The sequence below is a fragment of the Massilia sp. Root351 genome (assembly GCF_001425045.1).
GTDB lineage: Bacteria > Pseudomonadota > Gammaproteobacteria > Burkholderiales > Burkholderiaceae_D > Rugamonas.
The window spans coordinates 144,197-166,541 of sequence record NZ_LMDJ01000012.1 but is presented as its reverse complement, the minus strand read 5'-3'; the positions used below and the strand labels follow the sequence as shown (position 1 = coordinate 166,541).

Sequence of the window (22,345 nt, the reverse complement as noted above, 5' to 3'; positions counted from 1 at the left end):
CGGCCCGCTCAGTGCACGATGGCCAGCTTGCCGAAGTGGCGGCCGCCTGCACTGAGCTCCGCGTAGGCTGCGGCGGTGTCGCCGATGTCGAACACGCGGTCGATCACCGGCACGATGCGGTGCGCGGCGATGGCCCGTACCGCCTCGGCAAGGTCGGCCACCGATCCGGTGTTGTTGCCCACCACCCGCAAGGCCTTCACAATGATGGGCAGCAGGTCGACCTGTGCCACGGTGCCGGCCACGAAGCCCACCGTGAATACGGTGCCGCCCATGGCTGCCGCATGCAGCGAGCGCGCGAAGGTGGCGGCGCCGACGGTTTCCAGCACCAGGTCCGCGCCGCGGCCGCCGGTCAGTTTCAGGACTTCTTCGTCCCAGGCCGGCGTTGCGCGGTAGTTGATCAGCAGGTCGGCGCCGGCCTGGCGCGCGCGGTCCAGCTTGGCTTCCGACGAGGACGCCAGGATCGCCGTGGCGCCGCATGCCTTGGCAAACTGCAGGGCGAAGATACTCACACCCCCGGTACCCAGCAGCACCGCCACGGACCCCGGCTTGAGCCGTGCCGAGCGCACCGCGTTCCATGCCGTGGTGGCGGCGATCGGCAGCGCGGCGCCCTGCACGAAATCCAGGTGCGCGGGCAGGGCGGCCAGGCTGCTGGCCGGCACGGCGACGTATTCGGCCAGCGATCCAGGCAGGGTGAGGCCGCGCATGGCGGCAACGTTGTGCGGCGTGATGGCGCCGCCCTGCCAGTTCGGCATGAAGTGGGGTAGCACCCGCTCGCCGACGGACCAGCCGCCGACGCCTTCGCCCAACGCTGCGATCTCGCCCGCGCCGTCCGCCACCGGCACCAGGGGGAAGCCCGGCGCCGGGAATTGTCCCGTGGCGATGGCCACGTCCAGGTAGTTCAGCGTGGCGGCGCGCAGGCGCAGCACCACCTCGCCCTTGCCCGGCGAGGGATCGGGCAGCGCCGCCTGGCGGAAAGCGGTCAGTTCAGGGGCGGTCAGTTGCATGGCTTTCATCATCGTCTTTCACAAAGTCGGAAAGACCTCAGTGTCATTTAAAACCATGTTGAGATAAACTTGCGGGTACTTGATGCATTTGCAACTGGAGCTGTTAAATGGATCTGCTGGAAAGCATGAGGGTGTATGTGCAGGCCGTAGAAAAGGGCAGCCTTAGCGCTGCGGCCGCAGCCAGCGGCATGTCGGCGACCATGGCGGGCAACCATGTGCGCATGCTGGAGCAGCGCCTCGGCACGCGCCTGCTCAACCGCACCACGCGGCGGCAGTACCTGACCGCTTTCGGGGAGGACTACTATCAGCGCTGCAAGGAAATCCTGCGGCTGGTGGCCGAGACCGACGCGCAGGCGCAGACCCTGCAGCTGGCGCCGGCCGGCAAACTGCGCGTCACCGCACCGCTCACGTTCGGCGCGGAGGCGCTGATGCCAGCGCTGTCCGCCTATCTCGAGCGCTACCCGCAAGTGGATGTGGACGTGGTGCTGAGCGACCGCGTGCTGGACCTGGTGGAGGAGGGCTGCGAGGTGGCGGTGCGGATCGGGCATTTGCCGGATTCCGCATTGGTCGCGAAGCCGCTGGCGCCTTACCGGCTGATGATCTGCGCCTCGCCCGGCTACCTGGCGCGCAAGGGCACGCCGGCCAGGCCGGAGGAATTGAGCGGACACGATTGCCTGTCGTTCTCCATGGCCGCACTGGCGCACTGGCGCATGACCGGCGAGGATGGCGACTTGTGCGTGCCGGTGGCCGGCCGGGTGCAGGTCAACAACGGCCAGGCCTTGCGCGTGGCCGCGCTGCACGGCATGGGCATCGTGCTGCAGCCGGCGATACTGATGGAAGGGGATGTGCGGGCGGGGCGGCTGGTGCCGCTGTTCCCCGGCTATACGCTGCCTAGCCGGCCGATGAACCTGGTGTATCTGCAGGACCGCTACCGCTCGCCTAAACTGCGCAGCTTCGTGGACTTCATGGCGGAACGCTTCGGACAATAGAAAAAGCCTCCCGAAGGAGGCTWTTTYGCGGAATTCTGTGGTGCCCACGGAGGGACTCGAACCCCCACACCTTGCGGCACATGGACCTGAACCATGCGCGTCTACCAATTCCGCCACGTGGGCACTGTTGCGGAATTCTGTGGTGCCCACGGAGGGACTCGAACCCCCACACCTTGCGGCACATGGACCTGAACCATGCGCGTCTACCAATTCCGCCACGTGGGCACTGTTACTGCGTTCTCTGCGGCGTTGTTCTGCAACAGAAGGCACGCATAGTAAGGGATGGATGAGCCGCCGTCAAGGGGCGGCTCGCCGGTCCCGCTTCAGCGCGGCCAGGGTTTCCGCGCGCACGGCCGCGTCGTCGTCCAGGTCGGCCTTCAGCACGATGCCCGGCGCGAGCGCCTCGTCGCTGCCGCGCAGGCGGTTGCGCCACACTTTCTGCGGCATCACCAACACATTGCCGCTCGGGAGCCTGGCGCGGCCGACGTCGATGTACAGCGTATCGGCGCCGGTGGTGCGGCCGAGGTGGACGGCGCCGGGAACGCTTAGCACCAGGTCGGCGAAGTCGAGGCAGGCGCTGGCGCAGGACGCGTCCGTGAGCAGCGCCACGGGTCCGCCATAGCGGCGCAGTTTGCCGCCGCGCCGGGCGACTTCCGCGCGCGTGAGCAGGTTGCCGCCGGGCTGTTCCACCCAAGTCTCGCCTTTTGCCCTGGCTTGCTGCACCTGCTTGAGGAAGGCTTCGGACCGCTTCGCCTCCGCGCTGTCCGGGCCGTAGCGCGTGACGAAACCTTGCGTGAACTTGCCGGCGGTCTCCAGCAGCAGGTCGGACACGCGCCATTGCGCGTAAGTGCGTGGCAGCTTGTCGAGATCCTGCTTGTCGTAGTCGAGTCCGCCGGTGGCGGCGGTGAAGATCTTGTCGCCGATGACGCTGCTGCCGCCGCCATTGCCGCGCACGTCGAACACCATCAGGCGCACGCCCTGCAGTGTGCCCAGGTCAGCCAGCATGGCGTCGAACTCGGCGATCTGCTCCTTGGACGGCAGCGCGTTGAAATTGGCCGCGCTGATCCACAGTACGCCGTCCTCGAAGCTGAATTTGTTGCTGCGCCGCTGCTGCTGCGGGCTTTTTGGCGGCGCTTTCTCCCATGGCTGGAAGTAGCGCTGCATGGGGATGCCCTGATAGGTGATGGGCATGTCCAGCACGGCGCCCTGGGCGGTACGGAACTGGCAGCGCTTCAGTTGCAGGTCGGGCAGGGCGGGAACGGTCAGCGCGCCAGCCAGGTGTTCGGCCAATTTGCCGTTGCTGCGGCGCTCGATATAGGGTGCGACGTCTTCGGCGAGAATGGCGTCCACCTCGCGGCCGTCGCATCGCAGCAGTTGGGCGCCCAGCGGCGGCAATGGCGCCGGCCAGTCCTTCAAGTGCGCATCCACCACGTAGTCGCTTCCTTGCTTGCGCAGCCGCCAGCCGTTGACCAGCATGGGATAATCGCGCCGCGCATTGTCCGAGTAAATCAAGTGGCCGTCGCGGAAACCGCTGACGTAGTAGCGCGCCGCCGCCATCATGGAATCGTAGCTGTTCACCCTGGGAATTAGCTGCAGCGCTTCGCGGTAGCCTTGTTCGGCCCAGACCCTGAAGCCGGGATTGAGCTCGTCAATGCTGCCGGGATGCGCGGTCAGGATGAGCTGGTGCACCGCCTCGATATCGGCCCTGGCGGCGGCCTGCCAGTCCGCAGCGGTCTTGCCGGCGGCGCCGGCAGTGGCCGGAAGCAGCGTCAGCAGCAGGGCGGGCAGCAGTGCGCGGCGGGCGCGCAGGAGAGGCAGCAGCATGGGCTTCCTTATTGTCAAATAAGTAAGCATACTATGCCGTTATATGTGCGGGAGTCAACAAATGCCGCGCGCAATGAGAAAAGGCCTCCCGAAGGAGGCCTTTTCTGCGGAATTCTTGGTGCCCACGGAGGGACTCGAACCCCCACACCTTGCGGCACATGGACCTGAACCATGCGCGTCTACCAATTCCGCCACGTGGGCAATGTACTGCTGGTACTACCAAACATCGAAAACAGAACTGTGGTGCCCACGGAGGGACTCGAACCCCCACACCTTGCGGCACATGGACCTGAACCATGCGCGTCTACCAATTCCGCCACGTGGGCTCTGTCTTCTTTGTCTTTGCTGCGGTGTTCTGCAACAGAGGCACGCATAGTAAGGGCTGGCAGCCCTGCCGTCAAGAGCGAAAGCAAGATTTCTCGCCGGGCTGCGCGGGCGGCGGAAAAAGCGGCCGGAAAATGAATTCTGTGGTGCCCACGGAGGGACTCGAACCCCCACACCTTGCGGCACATGGACCTGAACCATGCGCGTCTACCAATTCCGCCACGTGGGCACTGTTGCTGCGTTTTCTGCGGCGTTGTTCTGCAACAGAGGCCCGAATCTTAAAGGCCGCGGCGGTCTTGGTCAAGCGTCAATTGATGTTTCCATGAAAATATTTCCTGCCGCCGGCCCAGGCCAGCGCCATCAGCAGGCCCGCGCCGTACATGGCCGCCTGCGACGGCTCCGGTATCGGCGCCAGGTTGTAGCCGATGGCGTCCATCGCCATCCGGTCGTTCCTGGTGATGAGCAGCAGTTCGCCTTGCGCGGCGGTCGGGTCCATCAGGCCCAGCATCATCAAATCCTTCCAGTGGCTGGCCTGGCGCTCGTCGCCGAAGTTGGTGCCGGTGGAAAATTCGGCGCCCAGCGTGGCGCCGCCGTCCACCGAGAAGTACTTCGCGCGCGCGTCGGCGGTCCAGTCGATCACGCCGCTGGCGCTGCTTTGCGCCGAGTAGCGGAACATGTCCAGCCCGGACACATACGTGAATTCGTTGTCGTAGAAGGGGCCGTTGTTGGGCGGCGAGTTAAAGTCGAGCACGTCCACGCCGCTGATGAAGCCCAGCGTATGGCCGATTTCATGCGCGGCCATGCCGACGAAGTCGTACTGCGTGGCGCCGATGCCGTTGCGGCTGTCGAAGTCGAAGGACAGGTTGCTGTTGAACTGGATAAAGCCGTCGCAATTGCCGATGCAGCCGGGCAGGGTGTCTTCCACGACCGCCATGCCCAGCGCCTTCGCTTCGGCGTTGGTGATGAAGACGGTGCTGTTGTTGTCGCTGCCGTTGTTGTCGAGGTAGGGGGTGGCGCTGGCTGCGCCGTTCGGGTTGTTGGCGGTGCGGTTGATCAGCATGCCGAAGCTGGTCCGGGGCAGGTGTGCGACGGCCGTGTTGTCCAGTGCCGAACTGCGGTCGGCCTCGAGCGCGCTGCGGAAGCTGGCGTAGGAGTGGAAGTCCTGGGTGCTGGCTGCCTGGCCAAGTATGCCGCCGCCCAGCGCGCCGAAGCCGACCGTCAGGTTGACGGCGATGTTGTCGGTCAGCAGTGCGGACCAGCGCGCGCCGGCTTCGATGAAGCCTTGCTGGGCTTGCAGCGTGGTGCCGGGCGTGAACTGGAAATTGAAGATAGGGGCGGCCTGGGCCGGCGCGTTGGCGAGCAGGTTGCCAAGGGCAAAGATGGTTGCTGCGGCGAGAATTTTCATGGCGCACTCCTGGTTGGAATGCGTGGGCTGATGCAAGAACCGTGCGGGGCTGTGGAATCAAGCACTTGTGCGTGCTTCGGCCGCTTGCTGCTGCAGCGTGTCAGGAAGTCCGACAAGGAATTCTGTGGTGCCCACGGAGGGACTCGAACCCCCACACCTTGCGGCACATGGACCTGAACCATGCGCGTCTACCAATTCCGCCACGTGGGCACTGAAGCTTCATAACAGATACTGCATAACAACTTCTGCTATTATAACGACTTGGAGAGTTTCGCGCCAGATGAACGTTTCCGTTCCATACTGCACATCAACTCGCCGTTTCCTCAGCGTTTCCGCTGCGGAAGACCAGAATTATAGAGGATTCTTTTGAGAAGTCAAATAGCCTGGAGTAACTATTTTCAGGCACGCGGCCAACGGCCCCGCGTTAGGCAAATGGCGCGACCTCCGGTACACTACGCCCTGTTCCATGTCAACGTGGCTGGTCAGGGCGGTACACGATTTTTTCTCCATCAATAATAAAACCATAGAAATACTTTTGAACCAATCTACCCACATCATTCCTAGCCGTGAGGAAATCCTCGGCATCTTCCGCAGCGCCAAGGCGCCGCTCGACCTGCGCGCTCTCGCGCTGTCGCTCGATGTTAAAGCCGAATCCCACGCCGTATTGACGCGCCGTCTGAACGCCATGGAGCGCGACGGCCAGATCGTTTCGGACCACAACGGCTTCTACGCCCTGGCGGACCACTCCGGCTTCGTGGCCGGGCGCGTGCAAAGCCACCGCGACGGTTTCGGCTTCGTGATCCCGGACGAGCCGGGCGAGGACCTGTTCCTGTCCGAGCGCGAGATGGCCAAAGTGCTGCATGGCGACAAAGTGCTGGCAAAAGTGGTCGGCCTGGACCGCCGCGGCCGTCCGGAAGGCACCATCGTCGAAGTGGTGCAGCGCGCCAACACCCACATCATCGGCCGCCTGCTGAAGGAAAACGGCGTGTGGCTGGTGGCGCCGGAAGACAAGCGCATTGCGCAGGACATCATCGTCGAAGGCCCGGTGGGCAAGGCGAAGGTGGACCAGATCGTCTCCGTCGAGCTGACCGAGCAGCCGGGCCGCTTCAAACAGCCGCAAGGCCGCATCACCGAAGTGCTGGGCGCGCTGGACGACCCCGGCATGGAAATCGAAATCGCGGTGCGCAAGTTCGGCGTGCCGCACATCTTCTCCGACGCCGCGCTAAAGCAGGCCAACAAGCTGCCGGACCACGTGCGCGAAGCCGACCTGGCCGACCGCGTCGACCTGCGCGACGTGCCGATGGTGACCATCGACGGCGAAGACGCGCGCGACTTCGACGATGCCGTGTATTGCGAGCCGGTCAAGATCGGCCGCAGCAACGCCTTCCGCCTGATCGTCGCGATTGCCGACGTGAGCCACTACGTGAAGCCGAACGATGCGCTGGACGCGGACGCGCTCGAGCGCAGTACCTCGGTCTACTTCCCGCGCCGCGTGATCCCGATGCTGCCGGAAAAGCTGTCCAACGGCCTGTGCTCGCTGAACCCGGCGGTCGACCGTTTGACGCTGGTGTGCGACGCCGTCATCACCGCCAAGGGCGAGATCAAGGCTTACCAGTTCTACCCGGCCGTGATCCATTCGGCCGCGCGCATGACGTACAACGAAGTGGCCGCCATCCTGGGCAACACCAAGGGTCCGGAGGCGGCGCGCCGCCCCGGCATCGTGCCGCACCTGCAGAACCTGTACGACGTTTACCATGCGCTGGTGAAAGCCCGCAACGAGCGCGGCGCGATCGACTTCGAGACCACCGAGACCTACATCGTCTGCAACGCCGCCGGCAAGATCGAAAAGATCATCCCGCGCACCCGCAACGACGCGCACAAGCTGATCGAAGAGTGCATGCTGGCCGCCAACGTGTGCGCCGCCGACCTGCTGCTGCGCCACAAGCATCCCGGCACCTACCGCATCCACGCCGGCCCGACCAAGGAAAAGCTCAAGCAGGTGCGCGACTTCCTGAAGCAGGTCGGCCTGAGCCTGGCCGGCGGCGACACGCCGGCCGCCGGCGACTACGCCGAGCTGATGCGAAAGATCAAGGAGCGTCCGGACGCGTCGCTGCTGCAAACCATGCTGCTGCGCTCGATGCAGCAAGCGGTCTACAGCCCGGACAACATCGGCCACTTCGGCCTGGCGTACGAGGCCTATGCCCACTTCACCAGCCCGATCCGCCGCTATCCGGACTTGCTGACGCACCGCGCCATCAAGGCTATCCTGCTGGGCAAGAAGTATGACCCGAAAGTGGCCGACACCAGCGTGCTGAACACGGCCGTGTCGAACGCCACGCGCCGCCAGCAAGCCAAGGACAAGGCCGAAGGCAAGCAGCCCAAAGCGGCCGGCGACCTGACCGTGTGGGATGCGCTGGGCGTGCACTGCTCGGCCAACGAGCGCCGCGCCGACGAAGCCTCGCGCGACGTGGAATCCTGGCTGAAGTGCTACTTCATGCAGGACAAGCTGGGGGAAGAATTCACCGGCATGATCACCGGCGTGACCACCTTCGGCATCTTCGTGCAACTGCAGGAATTGTTCGTCGAAGGCCTGGTGCACATTACCGACCTGGGCGCGGACTACTTCCAGTTCGACGAAGCGCGCCATGAGTTGAAAGGCGAACGCACCGGCAAGCGTTACCAGCTGACCGACAAGGTCAACGTGCAGGTAGTGCGCGTAGATCTGGAAACCCGCAAGATCGACCTGCGCCTGGCGCAAGCCGAGCAGGATGCCGCCGGCGTGCGCCCGGGTTCGGGCGACGAGCCAGGCAGCGGCCGCAACCGCAAGCAGCCGCCCAAGCCCGACACCCGCACCAACGTCAAGCCTGGCCCGAGCGTGCAGTCGCGGACGCCGGCCGCCACCAAATCGAAGGGCAGCCAGGGCAAATCCGCCGGCCAGTCGGCCGCCAAGCCGAAGCGCAGCAAATCCGCAGCACCGGCCGCCAAGCCTGCCAGCAAGAGCAAGAAGAAGCGCTAAGCATTAACCCGCCGCCCCCCGGTTCCCTGCGGGGCGGCACCTCAAGAAGAAAAGCATGTCCAAGAACAAAATGATTTTCGGCTTCCACGCCGTCACCTCGCGCCTGCGCCACGAAGCTTCCTCGGTAGAGGAAATCTTTGTCGACGTGGGCCGCAACGACCGTCGCATGACCGACCTGGTGGCCAACGCCAAGTCGCTCGGCGTGCGCGTGATGCCCGTGGATTCCACCCGCCTCGACAAGATCGTCGGCACCCACCGCCACCAGGGCGTGATCGCCTTCGCGCAGCAGATTTCGCTGGCGCGCAACCTGGACGAGCTGCTGGACGCCATCGAAGGCCCGCCGCTGCTGCTGGTGCTGGACGGCATTACCGATCCGCACAACCTGGGCGCCTGCCTGCGCGTGGCCGACGGCGCCGGCGCGCACGCGGTCATCGTGCCGAAGGACCGCGCCGTGGGCCTGAACGCCACCGCCGCCAAAGTGGCGTCCGGCGCGGCCGAGAACGTACCCTACATCACCGTGACCAACCTGGCGCGCACGCTGCGCGACCTGAAGGACCGCGACATCTGGCTGATCGGCACCTCCGACGACGGCGAGAAGAACCTGTACCAGTCCGACTTCACCGGCCCGACCGCGCTGGTGATGGGGTCGGAAGGCGAGGGCATGCGCCGCCTGACCCGCGAGACCTGCGACATGCTGGTCAGCATCCCCATGTTCGGCACCGTCGAGAGCCTGAACGTCTCGGTCGCCTCCGGCGTCTGCCTGTACGAGGCGCGCCGCCAGCGCCTGGTCAAAGAAGGCTAAGCAGCCCCGGCTGCCGGGGGCGGGCCCGTCGGGCCTGACCCCAGGTATCCGCCCCTGGCTCCGCGCCCCCCAAGCAACTCCGAACCGAATACGCTACCATTGAGTATCGGCTTCCATCCTGCATCCCCATGTTCCGCAATCTGCGCCAAGACATCAACAGCATCATCGAACGCGACCCTGCCGCCCGCAACGGTTGGGAGGTGCTGACCTGTTATCCGGGCTTGCAGGCCATCGTGCTGCACCGCTGGGCGCACTGGTGCTGGACGCGCGGCCTGAAATGGCCGGGACGTTTTATCTCCTACCTGGCCCGCATCATCACCGGCATCGAGATCCACCCCGGTGCCGAGATCGGCCGCCGCGTGTTCATCGACCACGGCTTCGGCGTGGTCATCGGCGAAACCGCCGTGGTGGGCGACGACTGCACCATCTACCAGGGCGTCACGCTGGGCGGCACCTCGCTGCACACCGGCAGCAAGCGCCACCCCACGCTGGGGCGCGGCGTCATCATCGGCGCCGGCGCCAAGGTGCTGGGCGCGTTTACGGTGGGCGACTATGCCAAGGTCGGCTCCAATGCCGTGCTGCTGAAACCCGTGCCGGCGGGCGCCACGGCGGTCGGCAACCCCGCCCACATCATCGACAAGGATGCCGTCAGCGTCAGCCCGTCCGCCAAGCTGTTCTCGGCCTACGGCATCACCGCCAACGGCGACGATCCGCTCATCAAGGCGCTGCGCGCGCTGATCGACCAGGCCGCCGCGCAGGAGCTGCAGATCGAGCGCATGGCCGCCACCATGAAGGCGGCGGGGCTGGATTGCCCATCCGTGCCCGCGTGCGACAAGTTCAACTCCGCCCAGCTGAACAAGCTGGTCGAATAACTGCCAGGTCTTACCAGGCGGAGGCAGGCTTCTTCCCCGCCGGCCCCTGGAAGCTCGCCGCCAGGAATTCCACGAACACCTTCACCTTGGACGACAGCTTGTGCTTCTCCGGGTAGATGGCGTGGATGTCGGCCGGCGGCGTGGCGTAGTCCTCCAGCACGATCTGCAAGCGCCCCGAGCGCAGGTACTTCGCAATATCCCATTCCGCCCGCAGCAGCAGGCCGTGGCCGTCCAGGGCCCAGTTCAGCGCCACCTCGCCGTCGTTGCTGCTCAAGGTGCCGCGCACCTTCACCGTCTCGGTCTGCCGTCCTTTGGTAAAGCGCCAGGTGCCGTAAGCCGCGTCGTTCTGGCGCAGCACGATGCAGTTGAACTTGACCAGGTCGTTCGGCACCTTGGGCAGCCCGTGCTGCTTCAGGTAAGACGGCGCCGCGCACACCAGCCGCCGGTTGGCCGCGATCCTGGTCGCCACCACGCGCGCATCGGGCACCTCGCCGAAGCGGATACCGATATCGAATGACTCGTCCACCAGGCTCAGCGGATGGTCGCTCAACTGCAGCTGCACCTCCACCTCGGGGTAGCGCTTGACGAAGTTGGACACGATGGGCGTGATGTAGGTGCGGCCGAAGCCCAGCGGCGCATTCACCCGCAGCAGGCCCTTGGGCGCGGCGCGGTCTTGCGACAGCTGCCGCTCCAGCTCCTCCAGCTCGCCCAGGATACGCACCGCGTTGGCGTAATACAGCTCGCCCGCGTCGGTGACGCTCAGGCGCCGCGTGGTGCGGTTCAGCAGCGGCACGCCCAGTTCCTGCTCCAGTTTGGTCAGCCGCTTGCTGACCGACGCGGGCGTGACACCCAGCTCGCGCGCCGCGCCCGACAGGCTGCCCTCCTTGACGATCTGGACAAAAAACGCCAGTTCGGATGGATCGATCATCTTTAACTCCAGGGAACAAGTAGCGTAACTTTACACGTATTCCATGGGTTTGGCGCAGCACTACACTGTGTTCACGGTGCTGTTGCATCCCATACAAAACTTGAGGAGATACCCATGCGCATCCATAAAATTGCCGCCATCCCAGCCGATGGCATCGGTCCCGAAGTCATCGCAGCCGGCCTGGAAGTGCTGAACGCGCTCGCCAGCCACGACCGCGGCTTCAAGTTCGACATCGAACACTTCCCGTGGAGTTCGGACTACTACCTGGAGCACGGCTACTACATTCCCGAAGGCGGCCTGGAACAGCTGAAGGCCTTCGACGCCATCTTCTTCGGCGCGGTGGGCAGCCAGCAGGTGCCGGACCACGTGTCGCTGTGGGGCCTGCGCCTGCCCATCGCGCAGGGCTTCGACCAGTACGCCAACGTGCGTCCGGCGCGCGTGCTGCCGGGCGTGACCAGCCCGCTGAAAGGAGGCGAGGACATCGACTGGGTGATCGTGCGCGAAAACTCCGAAGGCGAGTACGCCGGCAACGGCGGCCGCACCCACCGCGGCCTGCCGATCGAAACGGCCACCGAGACCGCCGTGTTCACCCGCGCCGGCGTGGAGCGCATCCACCGCTTCGCGTTCGAGCTGGCGCAGAAGCGTCCCGCCAAGCACCTGACGCTGGTCACCAAGTCCAACGCGCAGCGTTTCGGCATGGTGATGTGGGACGAGATCTTCTACGAAGTTGCCGCCGGCTTCCCGGACGTAAAAGTGGACCGCGAACTGGTGGATGCCGTCACCACCCGCATGGTGCTGAAGCCGAAAACGCTGGACGTCATCGTTGCCACCAACCTGCATGCGGACATCCTGTCCGACCTGGCCGCCGCGCTGTCGGGCAGCCTGGGCATCGGACCCACGGCCAACCTGAACCCGGAGCGCGCCTTCCCGTCGATGTTTGAGCCTATCCACGGCTCCGCCTTCGATATCGCCGGCAAGGGCATCGCCAACCCGGTGGCGACCTTCTGGACCGCCGCCATGATGCTGGAGCACCTGGGCGAGGAGGGCGCCGCCAGGCGCCTGATGAAGGCGATTGAAGCCGTGACGGCGGACAAAGTCCACACGCCGGACCTGGGCGGCACGGCCAGCACGGCCGATGTCACCCGCGCCGTGTGCAGCTACATCCGCGCCGGCCAATAAAGCAAGCCACCCGCGTGCCAAGGCGGCCCGAGAGCCGCCGCACGCTCACTCATAACTGGAGACTGATCATGAAAAGAACCCGCAAGTTCCTGGGGACGCTATATGTGCAAGTCCTCATCGCCGTGGCGGCAGGCATCGTGCTCGGCGTGCTCGATCCCGAGCTGGGCACCAAGCTCAAGCCGCTCGGCGACGCCTTCATCAAGCTGATCAAGATGGTGTTCGCGCCGGTGATCTTCGCCACCGTGGTGCTGGGGATCGCGAAAATGGACAGCATGAAGGACTTGGGCCGCGTCGGCGGCCGCGCGCTGATCTACTTCGAGGTGATGTCCACCTTTGCGCTGGGCCTCGGCCTGCTGGCGGTAAACCTGGTGGAACCCGGTGTGGGCATGAATATCGACCCGCACACGCTGGACACCAAGAGCATTGCCACCTACACCGCGGCCGCCGCCAAGCCGGCCAGCTTCATGGACTTCGTGCTGGGCATGATACCGGGCAGCGTGGTGGACGCCTTCGCCAAGAACGAGATCCTGCAGATCCTGGTGTTCTCCATCATGTTCGGCGTGGCGCTGGCGCACCTGGGCAGCCGCGCCAAGCCGGTGGTGAGCTTCCTGGAGAGCTTTTCGAACGCCATGTTCTACATCGTTGGCCTGGTAATGCGGGTGGCGCCGATTGCGGCGTTCGGCGCCATCTCCTTCACGGTTGGCAAATACGGCTTCTCGTCCATCGCCAAGCTGGCGCAGCTGATGGGCACCATGTACCTGAGCTGTTTCCTGTTCGTGTTCGTGGTGCTGGGCCTGGTGGCGCGGCTCTCGGGCTTCAGCCTGTGGAGGTTCCTGAAGTACTTGCGCGCGGAGCTCTTCACCGTGCTGGGCACCAGCTCGTCCGAATCGGTGGTGCCGCAACTGATGCACAAGCTGGAGCAGGTCGGCTGCTCGAAGCCGGTGGTGGGGCTGGTGGTGCCGTCCGGGCTGACCTTCAATCCCGACGGGCAATGCATCTACTACACCATGGCCGCCATCTTCATTGCGCAAGCCACCAACACCCATCTGACGCTGATGGACCAGTTGCTGGTGCTGGGCGTGCTGATGCTGACCTCCAAGGGTTCCGCGGGAGTGACCGGCTCGGGCTTCATCACGCTGGCGGCCACCTTGGCATCCATGGGCAAGATACCGGTGGAGGGCATGGTGCTGCTGCTGGGCGTGGACCGCTTCATGTCCGAAGCGCGCGCCATCACCAACACCATCGGCAACGCGGTCGGCACCATGGCGATTGCGCGCTGGGTCGGCGGCCTGGACCGCGTGCGGGCGGATGCGGTGCTGAACGGCACTGCCGACATGGACGTGCTGTACGGCGAGCCCGTCGCCACGGAGCGGGAGGAAGCGCCGCAGCCGGTGGTGCGCATGGCCATGGAAGGAGCGGTGCGCCATGGCTAAGCTGATCGAAGCGGCGCACGGCGAGGTGCGTGTGCACGACGCGGCGGCTGCCTGTGGCGCAGCCGGGGAAGGCAGCATTGCCGCCGGCCCCGGCCCCCGCTTTGGCGGGCGGGAGCGCCTGCTGTTGCGCGCCATGTTCGACGCAGCAATCGCCGCCGCCCAGCCGGCGCTGTGCGTACCGCCGCACCTGCCGCCGGCGCCGCAAGGGCGCACCATTGTGATCGGCGCGGGCAAGGCCAGCGCGGCGATGGCGCAGGCGGTGGAGCGCAACTGGCCCGGCCCGCTGGAAGGCCTGGTGGTCACCCGCTATGGCTATGCCGTGCCGTGCGAGCGCATCGACATCGCCGAGGCGGCCCATCCGGTGCCGGACGAAGCAGGCCACCGTGCCGCCCAGCGCATGCTGGAGCTGGTGCAAGGACTGGGCCGGGACGACCTGGTGATCTGCCTGATCTCCGGCGGCGGCTCCGCGCTGCTGCCGCTGCCCGCGCCCGGCATCACCATGGCCGAAAAGCAGGCCGTCAACCAGGCCTTGCTGGCCAGCGGCGCCACCATCTCCGAGATGAACTGCGTGCGCCGCCACATCTCGGCCATCAAGGGCGGCCGTCTGGCGGCGGCTTGCGCCCCGGCCCGCGTGGTGACCCTGCTGATCTCCGACGTCCCAGGCGACGACCCGATCGACATCGCCTCCGGCCCCACCGCGCCGGACCCCACCACCTGCGCGGACGCGCTGGCCATCCTGTCGCGTTACGGCATCGCCGCGCCGGACAGCGTGCTGGCGCTGCTGCGCAGCGGCGAAGGAGAAACCGTCAAGCCGGGGGACCAGCGCCTGGCCGCCTCCGAACTGCACCTGGCCGTCACGCCGCGCATGGCGCTGCAAGCGGCGGCGCAAGTTGCCCGCCAGGCCGGCGTGCGCTGCCACCTGCTCGGCGACGGCCTGGAAGGCGAAGCGCGCGACGTCGGCAAGGTCATGGGGGGAATCGCGCGCAGCACGGCCAGGCACGGCGAGCCCTTCGAGAAGCCCTGCATCCTGCTCTCCGGCGGCGAAACCACGGTAACGCTGCGGGGCAAGGGGCGGGGCGGGCGCAACGTCGAATTCCTGCTCGCGCTGGGCGTGGCGCTGGAAGGGCAGGAGGGCGTATACGCGCTGGCGGGCGATACCGACGGCGTGGACGGCGTAGAAGAAATCGCCGGCGCCATCCTCGCGCCGGACACGCTGGCGCGCGCGGCCGAGCTGGGCCTGCGTCCCAGGCTGAGCCTGGACGAGAACGACGGCCACGGCTTTTTCCAGGCGCTGGGGGACTCCGTCGTCACCGGTCCCACGCTCACCAACGTCAACGACTTCCGCGCCATCCTGATTACCTGACCTGGAATATGGTAAATTCGACTATGCAACTTGTCGAAAGAAGGAAAACGCATGACCAACGAAGCGGACAACCCCAACCTGCTGGACCCGTTTGAAACCCGCGTGCTCGCCGTGCTGGCTGAAAAAGAAGCCCTCACGCCGGACAACTACCCGATGTCGCTGAACGCCATCACCAACGGCTGCAACCAGCTGTCCAGCCGCGACCCGGTGATGTCGATCTCCGAGGAAACCGTGGCCGACGTGCTGCAGCGTCTCATGCAGCGCAAGTTCGTCAACGGCATCACGCAAGCCGGCGCGCGCGTCACCAAGTACGAGCACCGCATGCGCATCAAGTGGTCGCTGGAGCAGGACAAAGTGGCCGTGCTGACCGTCCTGATGCTGCGCGGCCTGCAGACGGCCGGCGAAATCCGCACCCGCACCGGCCGCCTGCACGACTTCAAATCCGTGGCCGACGTCGAGCAGGCGCTGCAGTTCCTGATCGACAAATACCCGCCGCTGGCTGCCAAGCTGCCGCTGGCGCCGGGCACCAAGGAGCCGCGCTACGGCCACCTGCTGCAGGGTGAAGAAGCGCTGGCGCGCGAGGAAACCGCCGCCAGTTACGGCGGCAGCACCAGCACCCCGGCGCAGGGCAGCCGCGTCGCCCAGCTCGAAGCCGAAGTGGCCCAGCTGCGCCAGGACTTCAGCGACCTTGCCGCCCAGTTCGCAGCGTTCAGGAAGCAGTTCGAATAGCCCTGTTTTAACCTGCCTCAGGCCCCTTCGCGCCCATGACATACACTGCGTATGTTTCGGCAGGAGGTGCATGACCTGCCCCCATGACTGCTTCACTGACGATACAACAGACGGCTGAAGCGTGTGGACTCAGCGTGCACACGCTGCGCTATTACGAGCGGATCGGCTTGATCAAGCCGATTCCGCGCCGCAGCAATGGCCACCGGCTTTACCGCGCCGATGACCTCAACTGGATCGCTTTTCTGTTGCGGCTGCGTGCCACCGGCATGTCGATCGAGGAGATGCTGCATTACGCGCAATTGCGTGAGCAGGGCGACCTGCCGGCCAGCGTGGCCGAACGCAAAGCCATGCTGGTCCGGCACACGGCTGCCGTCGAGGCCGAAGTGAGGGCGATGCAGGAAACGCTGGCCTATCTCCACCAGAAAATTGCACTGTATTCCAATATGGAAACTGACCTGCAATCACCATAGCTGTCGGAAAACTTTACACATACTTTTATTCAGAAAGTCGCTCCCGTTAAGAATCAAGGAGTTGCGATGCTGGCATAACTATTGCTTAATGCTAAGTTCTATTTATTTTATGAAACTAGTGTTATGAAATTTGCAAAAGTACTCGCAACCCTGCTGCTGTCTGCCGCCTCGTTCGCCGCCCATTCGACCATCATCACCAAAACGCAGACCCAGACCGTGGCTGGCCAGGACTTCGTGTTCGATTTCACCGGCCTGTCCAAGACCTTCACCGGCGGCGCCACGCTGACCCTGACAGCGCGGGGTGACTTTTCCGCGAACACTGCCAGTGAATTCCTGAGTATCTCGGCTGAGAACATTTCCTTCGGCGATTTCACTTACAAGACCAACAACGGCAATGGCAACGGCGGCGGCAACGACTGGACTGCTTATACCGCACACGACAACAAGTTCACCAAATCGTTCACCCTGAGCAACGCGCAACTGGTTGGGCTGTTGTCCGACCAACTCCTGCGTGTGAACGCGTTCCTGAGTTCCGAAGTCAACATTGTCGGCGCCAATTCCTATGTGACCGCGACCTTCAACTACACGCCGGTTGATGCGGGCGCACCTGCCCAGGGCGGCACCGTGCCGGAACCTGGCAGCCTGATGCTGGTGGGCATCGCGCTGGCAGCATTGACCGCAGCGCGCCGCCGCAAGCAGTAATTTTCTGCGCCGATAAGAAAAAGCCGCTGGCGGATAATCTCCGCAGCGGCTTTTTTCTTTTGGCGCCAGGCCCGGCTACTGTGCTTCGGCTTGCTCGCGCACGGCCTCCACCGCATCCAGGATCGCTTCGCTGGTGGCTGGCGCGCGCAACGGCGGGTTGATGCGGTAGTCGCCTACCGACGCCACCGCGTCGCGTATGGCCAGGAAGACCGAGAAGGGCAGCAGCAGCGGCGGCTCGCCCACCGCCTTGGAGCGGTGAATGCTGTCGAAGGCATTGCGGTTCTTGAACAACTGCACGTCGAAGTCTTCAGGGCAGTCGGAAACGCCCGGGATCTTGTAGGTCGACGGCGCGTGCGTCATCAGCTTGCCCGCCTTGTTCCACCACAGTTCCTCGGTCGTCAGCCAGCCCATGCCCTGGATGAAGGCGCCTTCCACCTGGCCCACGTCGATGGCCGGGTTCAGCGAATTGCCCGCGTCGTATAGCGCGTTCACTTTCAGCAGCTTCCATTCGCCGGTCAGCGTGTCGACCACCACTTCCGACACGGACGCACCGTAGGCGTAGTAGCCGAAAGGGTTGCCGGTCATGCTCTCGCGGTCCCAGCTCAGGCCCGGCGTGGCGTAGAAACCGTCGGACCACAGCTGCACGCGTGCCAGGTAGGCCTTCTGCACCAGGTCCGGGAAGCTGACCGTGGCGTCGCCGGCGTACACCATGCCGTTGGCGAACACCACGGCGGCCGGCTCGCAGGCGTACGTTTTGGCGGCGAACTCGCGCAGGCGGCGGTTCAGCGTGGCGGCGGCGTCCTGCGCGGCCTTGCCGTTCAAGTCGGCACCGGTGGAGGCGGCCGTGGCCGAGGTGTTGGCGACCTTGCTGGTGTCGGTGGCGCTGGCGCGCACGCGCGCCAGCGGAATGCCCAGTTCATGCGCCACCACCTGGCACACCTTGGTGTTGATGCCCTGGCCCATCTCGGTGCCGCCGTGGTTCACCAGCACCGAGCCGTCGGTGTAGATGTGCACCAGTGCGCCTGCCTGGTTGAAGTGGGTGACGTTGAAGGCGATGCCGAATTTCACCGGTGTCAGCGCCAGGCCTTTTTTCAGCACCGGGCTGGTGGCGTTGAACGCGCGGATGGCTTCGCGGCGGGCGCGGTAGGCGCTGTCGTTCTCCAGCTGGTCCACCAGCTCATGGATCACGTTGTCGACCACCTTCTGGCCGTACTGGGTGTAGTTGCGGCCTTCCTCGTCGTTGCGGCCGTAGAAGTTGATCTTGCGGACGTCCAGCGCGTCCTTGCCCAGCTTGCGCGCGATCTCGTCGACGATGTACTCGATGGCGATGGCGCCCTGCGGGCCGCCGAAGCCGCGGAAGGCGGTGTTCGACTGGGTGTTGGTCTTGCCCGCCATGGCGCGGATGTCGCAGTCGCTCAGGTAGTAGGTGTTGTCGAAGTGGCAGATCGCGCGCGTGGCCACCGGCGCCGACAGGTCGGCCGAGAAGCCGGCGCGCGTCACCATCTCCACCTTGGCGGCGGTGATCAGGCCGTTGTCGTCATAGCCCATCTCGTACTCGTAGTAGAAGCAGTGGCGCTTGCCGGTCACCATCATGTCGTCGTCGCGGTCGGCGCGCAGCTTGACCGGGCGCTTCAGCGCATTGGCGCACACCGCCGCGCAGGCGGCCCACAGCGCGGACTGCGATTCCTTGCCGCCGAAGGCGCCGCCCATGCGGCGGCATTCGATCACCACCGCGTGCGAAGCGATGTGCAGCGCATGCGCCACCACGTGCTGCATCTCGGTGGGGTGCTGGGTGGAGCAGTAGACGTGCATGCCGCCCGCTTCCTTGGGCAGCGCGTACGAGATCTGGCCTTCCAGGTAGAACTGCTCCTGGCCGCCGACGTGCAGCGTGCCCTTCAGGATATGCTTGGAGCGCTCGAAGGCCGCCTTGGCGTCGCCGCGCGTCAGGCGCATCGGCGGCACCACGAACGATTCCGCGTCGCGCGCCGCTTCCGGCGTCAGGATGGCTGGCAGCTCTTCGTACTGGATGTCGGCCTTGCGCGCGGCGTGGCGCGCCTGGTCGTGGGTTTGCGCCACAACGATGAAGATGGGCTGGCCCACGTATTCGACCTTTTCCTCTGCCAGGATCGGATCGTCGTGGATAATCGGGCCGCAGTCATTGGTGCCGGGGATGTCCTTGTAGGTATAAACGGCCACCACGCCCGGCATGGCCTTCACCGGCTCCAGGTTGATGGACAGGATGCGCGCGTGCGCTTTCGGCGACAGGCCCAGCGCGGCGTGCAGCGTGCCTTGCGCTTCGGGGATGTCGTCGGTGTAGGTGGCTTCGCCCAGCACGTGCAGGATGGCCGATTCGTGCGGGTGGTTCTGGCCCACTTCGGCCCAGCCCTGGGCCGCGCCGATGGTCATGAACGCTTCGGATTTACTGTTCATGCTGCGTCCTTTTCCTTGAATGCAAACGCGTTGATCGAAGTGACGGGAAGGGCGCCGTCGGGGCGCGACTCCAGCCAGAAGCGGCGCAGCAGGTTCTGCGCGGTTTTCATGCGGTAGCTGGCGGTGGCGCGCATGTCGGTCAGCGGGGTGTAGTCCTGCGCCAGCGCGGCCATGGCGGCCTTCAGCGTCTCCTCATTCCACGGCTTGCCCTCGATGGCCGCTTCGGCCAGCGGCGCGCGCCTGGAGGTGGCGGCCATGCCGCCGTAGGCGATATGCACATTGCGCGCGATGCCGTCTTCCAGCGTGATGCAATAGGCGGAAGCGACGGCGGAAATGTCCTGGTCGTAGCGCTTGGCCAGCTTGTAGGTGCGGAACTGCTGTTCCGCCTTCGGCAGCGGAATGCGCACCGCTTCGACGAATTCGCCCGGCTGCCAGTCCTTCTTCATGTAGTCCAGGTAGAAGTCCTGCAGCAGCATGCTGCGGCGGCCTTGCGAACCATTCAGCACGATTTCGGCGCCCAGAACTATCATCCACGGTGCGGAGTCGCCAATGGGCGAGCCGTTGGCGACGCTGCCGCCCAGGGTGCCGGTGCTGCGGATCGGCTGCGAGGCGAAGCGCTGCCACAGTTCGTGCAGCGAGTCGTTCTTGTACAGGTCGCCCACCGAGCGGTAGGCGTCGTCCAGCGACACGGCGGCGCCGATTTCCAGCATGCCGTCCACCATGCTTATCAGGTGCAGTTCCTTCACCTGGCGCACGTAGATCACGTCGCCCAGGTTGCGCATCTGCTTGGTCACCCACAGGCCCACGTCGGTGGACCCCGCCAAAATGGTGGCGTTGGGCTTGGCGGCGCGCAGTTCGGCCAGCTCGGCCAGGGTGCGCGGCGCATGGAAGGACTGGCCGTCGTGGGTGTAGCTGAACATGGTATCTCGTTGCAGGTCTTGCAGGGCGGCCACCAGGGCCTCCCGGTCAAAGCTCACGGGCGGCAATTCGCCCATGCGATGCGCGGCATCGATAATCGGCCGGTAACCGGTGCAGCGGCACAGGTTACCGGACAGGGTCTCATCGATTTGTTTTCGGCACAGGGGGGCGGTCTGGCCTGAAGCTTTCACTTCTTCCTGCTTCAGGTACAGGCTCCACAAGGACATGGCGAAGCCCGGGGTACAGAAACCGCATTGCGAACCGTGGCATTCGACCAGCGCTTCCTGCACCGGGTGCAGGCCGCCGTCCTTCTGCTTCAGGTCTTCCACCGAGAACACGGCCTTGCCGTCCAGCGTGGGCAGGAACTGGATGCACGAGTTCACGTTGCGCATTTCCAGTTCACCGTTCACCAGCGAGCCGATGACGACGGTGCAGGCGCCGCAGTCGCCTTCGGCGCAGCCTTCCTTGGTGCCGGTGCAATGCTGGTCTTCGCGCAGATGCTGAAGCAGCGTGCGGGTGGGCGGGGTGCCTGAGTTGGACGCGACTTCCTGCACGCGCCCCTGGTAGTAAAAACGAATCGGGTGAGACATGGACTACTCCTTCAACCTGCGATATAAATGGTCTTGAACAGGAATACGCCGGCGATACCCCAGATCATGCCGCTGACTTCCTTGTGCTTGCCGGTCAGCAGTTTCAACGCGGCGTAGCTGATGAAGCCCAGCGCCAGGCCGTTGGCGATCGAATAGGTGAATGGCATCACCAGCGCGGTGATTACGGCGGGAATGCTTTCCGTGGTTTCGCTCCAGTTGATTTCGGCCAGTTCGCGCAGCATCAGGCAGGCTACGAAGAACAGGGCGGGAGCGGTGGCGTAGGCCGGGACCACGCCGGCCAGCGGCGCGATGAACAGCGCGAGCAGGAACAGCACGGCGACGGTGACGGCGGTCAGGCCGGTGCGGCCGCCCGCTTGCACGCCGGCGGCGCTTTCGATGAAGGCGGTGGTGCTCGAGGTGCCCATTACCGAACCGGCGATGATGGCGCCGGAGTCGGCCAGCAGGGCCTTGTTCATGGTCGGCGGCAGCTTGCCGTCTTTCATCAGGCCAGCGCGCTGCGCCACGCCCATCAGGGTGCCGGTGGCGTCGAACAGCTCGACCAGGAAGAACACCAGCACCACGTTCAGCAGGCCGTGCGAGATGGCGCCGATGATGTCCAGCTTGAACACGGTCGGTTCGATCGATGGCGGCATGGAGACTACGCCGTTGAAGGTGTTCCCGGCAAAGAAGAACGACAGCACGGTCACGGTCATGATGCCGATCAGCAGGGCGCCCGTTACTTTCAGGCGGTCCAGCGCCACGATCACCAGGAAGCCGATGATGGCCAGGATGGGCGCCGGCTCGTGCAGGTTGCCCATGGTGACGAAGGTGGCCGGGCTGGAAACCACGATGCCCGAGTTCTTCAGCGAGATCAACGCCAGGAACAAGCCCACGCCGGCCGGGATGGCGGTGCGCAGCGAGGCCGGGATGGCGTTCATGATCTTCTCGCGCACGCGCAGCAGGCTCACCACCAGGAAGCAGCAGCCGGAGATGAACACCGCGCCCAGCGCCGCTTCCCAGGGGAAGCCCATGCCCTTGACGACGCCGTAGGCGAAGTAGGCGTTCAGGCCCATGCCGGGCGCCAGGCCAATCGGGAAATTGGCGTACAGGCCCATGATCAGGGTACCGATGGCCGCCGCCACGCAGGTGGCCACAAAGACGGCGTCTTTCGGCATGCCGGCGTCGCCGAGGATGGAGGGGTTGACGAAGATGATGTAAGCCATCGTCAGGAAGGTGGTAATGCCGGCCAATACCTCGGTGCGGACGTTGCTGCCGTTCTCACTGAGCTTGAAGTAGTTATCCAGGAAGTTCATGATGTTTGTCTCGTGTTTAGTTTTTATACGTCCGAAATTCCACTTCTTGCGAGT

General features: G+C 65.0%; 17 protein-coding genes and 6 tRNA genes. 10 read left to right on the top strand and 13 right to left on the bottom strand.

Annotation, left to right across the window (positions count from 1 at the left end; translation table 11 throughout):
- Positions 1 to 8: 8 nt before the first annotated feature.
- Positions 9 to 1,004 carry an NAD(P)-dependent alcohol dehydrogenase gene (locus tag ASD15_RS13730; protein WP_229418178.1) on the bottom strand — a complete coding sequence of 332 codons (996 nt, stop codon included), beginning with the start codon at positions 1,002 to 1,004 and terminating at the stop codon, positions 9 to 11.
- A 107-nt stretch (positions 1,005 to 1,111) separates the two neighbouring features.
- Between ASD15_RS13730 and ASD15_RS13725 the strand changes: the two genes are divergently transcribed.
- A complete protein-coding gene (locus ASD15_RS13725; protein ID WP_057155538.1) occupies positions 1,112 to 1,993 on the top strand; it encodes a LysR substrate-binding domain-containing protein in 882 nt (293 codons plus the stop codon).
- 38 nt (positions 1,994 to 2,031) lie between these two features.
- Here the strand turns inward: ASD15_RS13725 and ASD15_RS13720 are convergent.
- From ASD15_RS13720 to ASD15_RS13685, 8 genes are all read right to left on the bottom strand, one after another.
- A tRNA-Leu gene (locus ASD15_RS13720) sits at positions 2,032 to 2,116 on the bottom strand.
- Positions 2,117 to 2,133: 17 nt separating this feature from the next.
- Positions 2,134 to 2,218 (bottom strand) — tRNA-Leu (locus ASD15_RS13715).
- A gap of 72 nt (positions 2,219 to 2,290) precedes the next feature.
- Positions 2,291 to 3,817, bottom strand: coding sequence for a S41 family peptidase (locus ASD15_RS13710; protein ID WP_057155537.1), 1,527 nt, complete (start codon positions 3,815 to 3,817; stop codon positions 2,291 to 2,293).
- A 116-nt stretch (positions 3,818 to 3,933) separates the two neighbouring features.
- Positions 3,934 to 4,018 (bottom strand) — tRNA-Leu (locus ASD15_RS13705).
- 40 nt (positions 4,019 to 4,058) lie between these two features.
- Positions 4,059 to 4,143, bottom strand: a tRNA-Leu gene (locus tag ASD15_RS13700).
- A 142-nt stretch (positions 4,144 to 4,285) separates the two neighbouring features.
- Positions 4,286 to 4,370, bottom strand: a tRNA-Leu gene (locus tag ASD15_RS13695).
- A 78-nt stretch (positions 4,371 to 4,448) separates the two neighbouring features.
- Positions 4,449 to 5,546, bottom strand: coding sequence for an NF038122 family metalloprotease (locus ASD15_RS13690; protein WP_057155536.1), 1,098 nt, complete (start codon positions 5,544 to 5,546; stop codon positions 4,449 to 4,451).
- Between the two features lie 125 nt (positions 5,547 to 5,671).
- Positions 5,672 to 5,756: transfer RNA gene (locus ASD15_RS13685), tRNA-Leu, on the bottom strand.
- 325 nt (positions 5,757 to 6,081) lie between these two features.
- On the opposite strand from ASD15_RS13685, the gene rnr reads away from it, so the two are divergent.
- From rnr to cysE, 3 genes are all read left to right on the top strand, one after another.
- Positions 6,082 to 8,562, top strand: coding sequence for a ribonuclease R (rnr, locus tag ASD15_RS13680; protein ID WP_057155535.1), 2,481 nt, complete (start codon positions 6,082 to 6,084; stop codon positions 8,560 to 8,562).
- A gap of 55 nt (positions 8,563 to 8,617) precedes the next feature.
- Positions 8,618 to 9,364, top strand: a complete 747-nt coding sequence (gene rlmB, locus ASD15_RS13675) for a 23S rRNA (guanosine(2251)-2'-O)-methyltransferase RlmB (protein ID WP_057155534.1) — start codon at positions 8,618 to 8,620, stop codon at positions 9,362 to 9,364.
- A gap of 128 nt (positions 9,365 to 9,492) precedes the next feature.
- On the top strand, positions 9,493 to 10,236 hold the full coding sequence (gene cysE / locus ASD15_RS13670; RefSeq protein ID WP_057155533.1) for a serine O-acetyltransferase: 744 nt from the start codon (positions 9,493 to 9,495) through the stop codon (positions 10,234 to 10,236).
- 10 nt (positions 10,237 to 10,246) lie between these two features.
- Here the strand turns inward: cysE and ASD15_RS13665 are convergent, their stop codons facing one another.
- Positions 10,247 to 11,164, bottom strand: coding sequence for a LysR family transcriptional regulator (locus tag ASD15_RS13665; RefSeq protein WP_057155532.1), 918 nt, complete (start codon positions 11,162 to 11,164; stop codon positions 10,247 to 10,249).
- Between the two features lie 114 nt (positions 11,165 to 11,278).
- Between ASD15_RS13665 and ASD15_RS13660 the strand changes: the two genes are divergently transcribed.
- The 6 genes from ASD15_RS13660 to ASD15_RS13635 all read left to right on the top strand — a co-directional run bounded on the left by ASD15_RS13660 (position 11,279) and on the right by ASD15_RS13635 (position 17,040).
- On the top strand, positions 11,279 to 12,343 hold the full coding sequence (locus ASD15_RS13660; protein ID WP_057155531.1) for a tartrate dehydrogenase: 1,065 nt from the start codon (positions 11,279 to 11,281) through the stop codon (positions 12,341 to 12,343).
- Positions 12,344 to 12,411: 68 nt separating this feature from the next.
- Positions 12,412 to 13,776 carry a dicarboxylate/amino acid:cation symporter gene (locus ASD15_RS13655; protein WP_057155530.1) on the top strand — a complete coding sequence of 455 codons (1,365 nt, stop codon included), beginning with the start codon at positions 12,412 to 12,414 and terminating at the stop codon, positions 13,774 to 13,776.
- A gap of 133 nt (positions 13,777 to 13,909) precedes the next feature.
- Complete coding sequence (locus ASD15_RS13650; protein ID WP_057156061.1) at positions 13,910 to 15,139, top strand: glycerate kinase; 1,230 nt, start codon at positions 13,910 to 13,912, stop codon at positions 15,137 to 15,139.
- A 51-nt stretch (positions 15,140 to 15,190) separates the two neighbouring features.
- Positions 15,191 to 15,868: a YceH family protein gene (locus tag ASD15_RS13645; protein WP_057155529.1), complete on the top strand. Its 678-nt coding sequence runs from the start codon at positions 15,191 to 15,193 to the stop codon at positions 15,866 to 15,868.
- An 83-nt stretch (positions 15,869 to 15,951) separates the two neighbouring features.
- On the top strand, positions 15,952 to 16,338 hold the full coding sequence (locus ASD15_RS13640) for a MerR family transcriptional regulator (protein ID WP_057155528.1): 387 nt from the start codon (positions 15,952 to 15,954) through the stop codon (positions 16,336 to 16,338).
- 123 nt (positions 16,339 to 16,461) lie between these two features.
- Entirely contained in the window at positions 16,462 to 17,040 is a 579-nt protein-coding gene (locus ASD15_RS13635; RefSeq protein WP_057155527.1) for a PEP-CTERM sorting domain-containing protein, read from the top strand.
- 75 nt (positions 17,041 to 17,115) lie between these two features.
- On the opposite strand, the gene xdhB is transcribed toward ASD15_RS13635, so the two are convergent.
- From xdhB to ASD15_RS13620, 3 genes are read right to left on the bottom strand one after another with little or no spacing between them, the layout of a single operon-like run.
- Positions 17,116 to 19,470, bottom strand: coding sequence for a xanthine dehydrogenase molybdopterin binding subunit (xdhB, locus tag ASD15_RS13630; protein ID WP_057155526.1), 2,355 nt, complete (start codon positions 19,468 to 19,470; stop codon positions 17,116 to 17,118).
- On the bottom strand, positions 19,467 to 20,978 hold the full coding sequence (gene xdhA, locus ASD15_RS13625; RefSeq protein WP_057155525.1) for a xanthine dehydrogenase small subunit: 1,512 nt from the start codon (positions 20,976 to 20,978) through the stop codon (positions 19,467 to 19,469). The genes xdhB and xdhA overlap by 4 nt, the downstream gene beginning before the upstream one ends.
- Before the next feature lie 11 nt (positions 20,979 to 20,989).
- Positions 20,990 to 22,291, bottom strand: coding sequence for an NCS2 family permease (locus ASD15_RS13620; protein WP_057155524.1), 1,302 nt, complete (start codon positions 22,289 to 22,291; stop codon positions 20,990 to 20,992).
- Positions 22,292 to 22,345 lie beyond the last annotated feature (54 nt).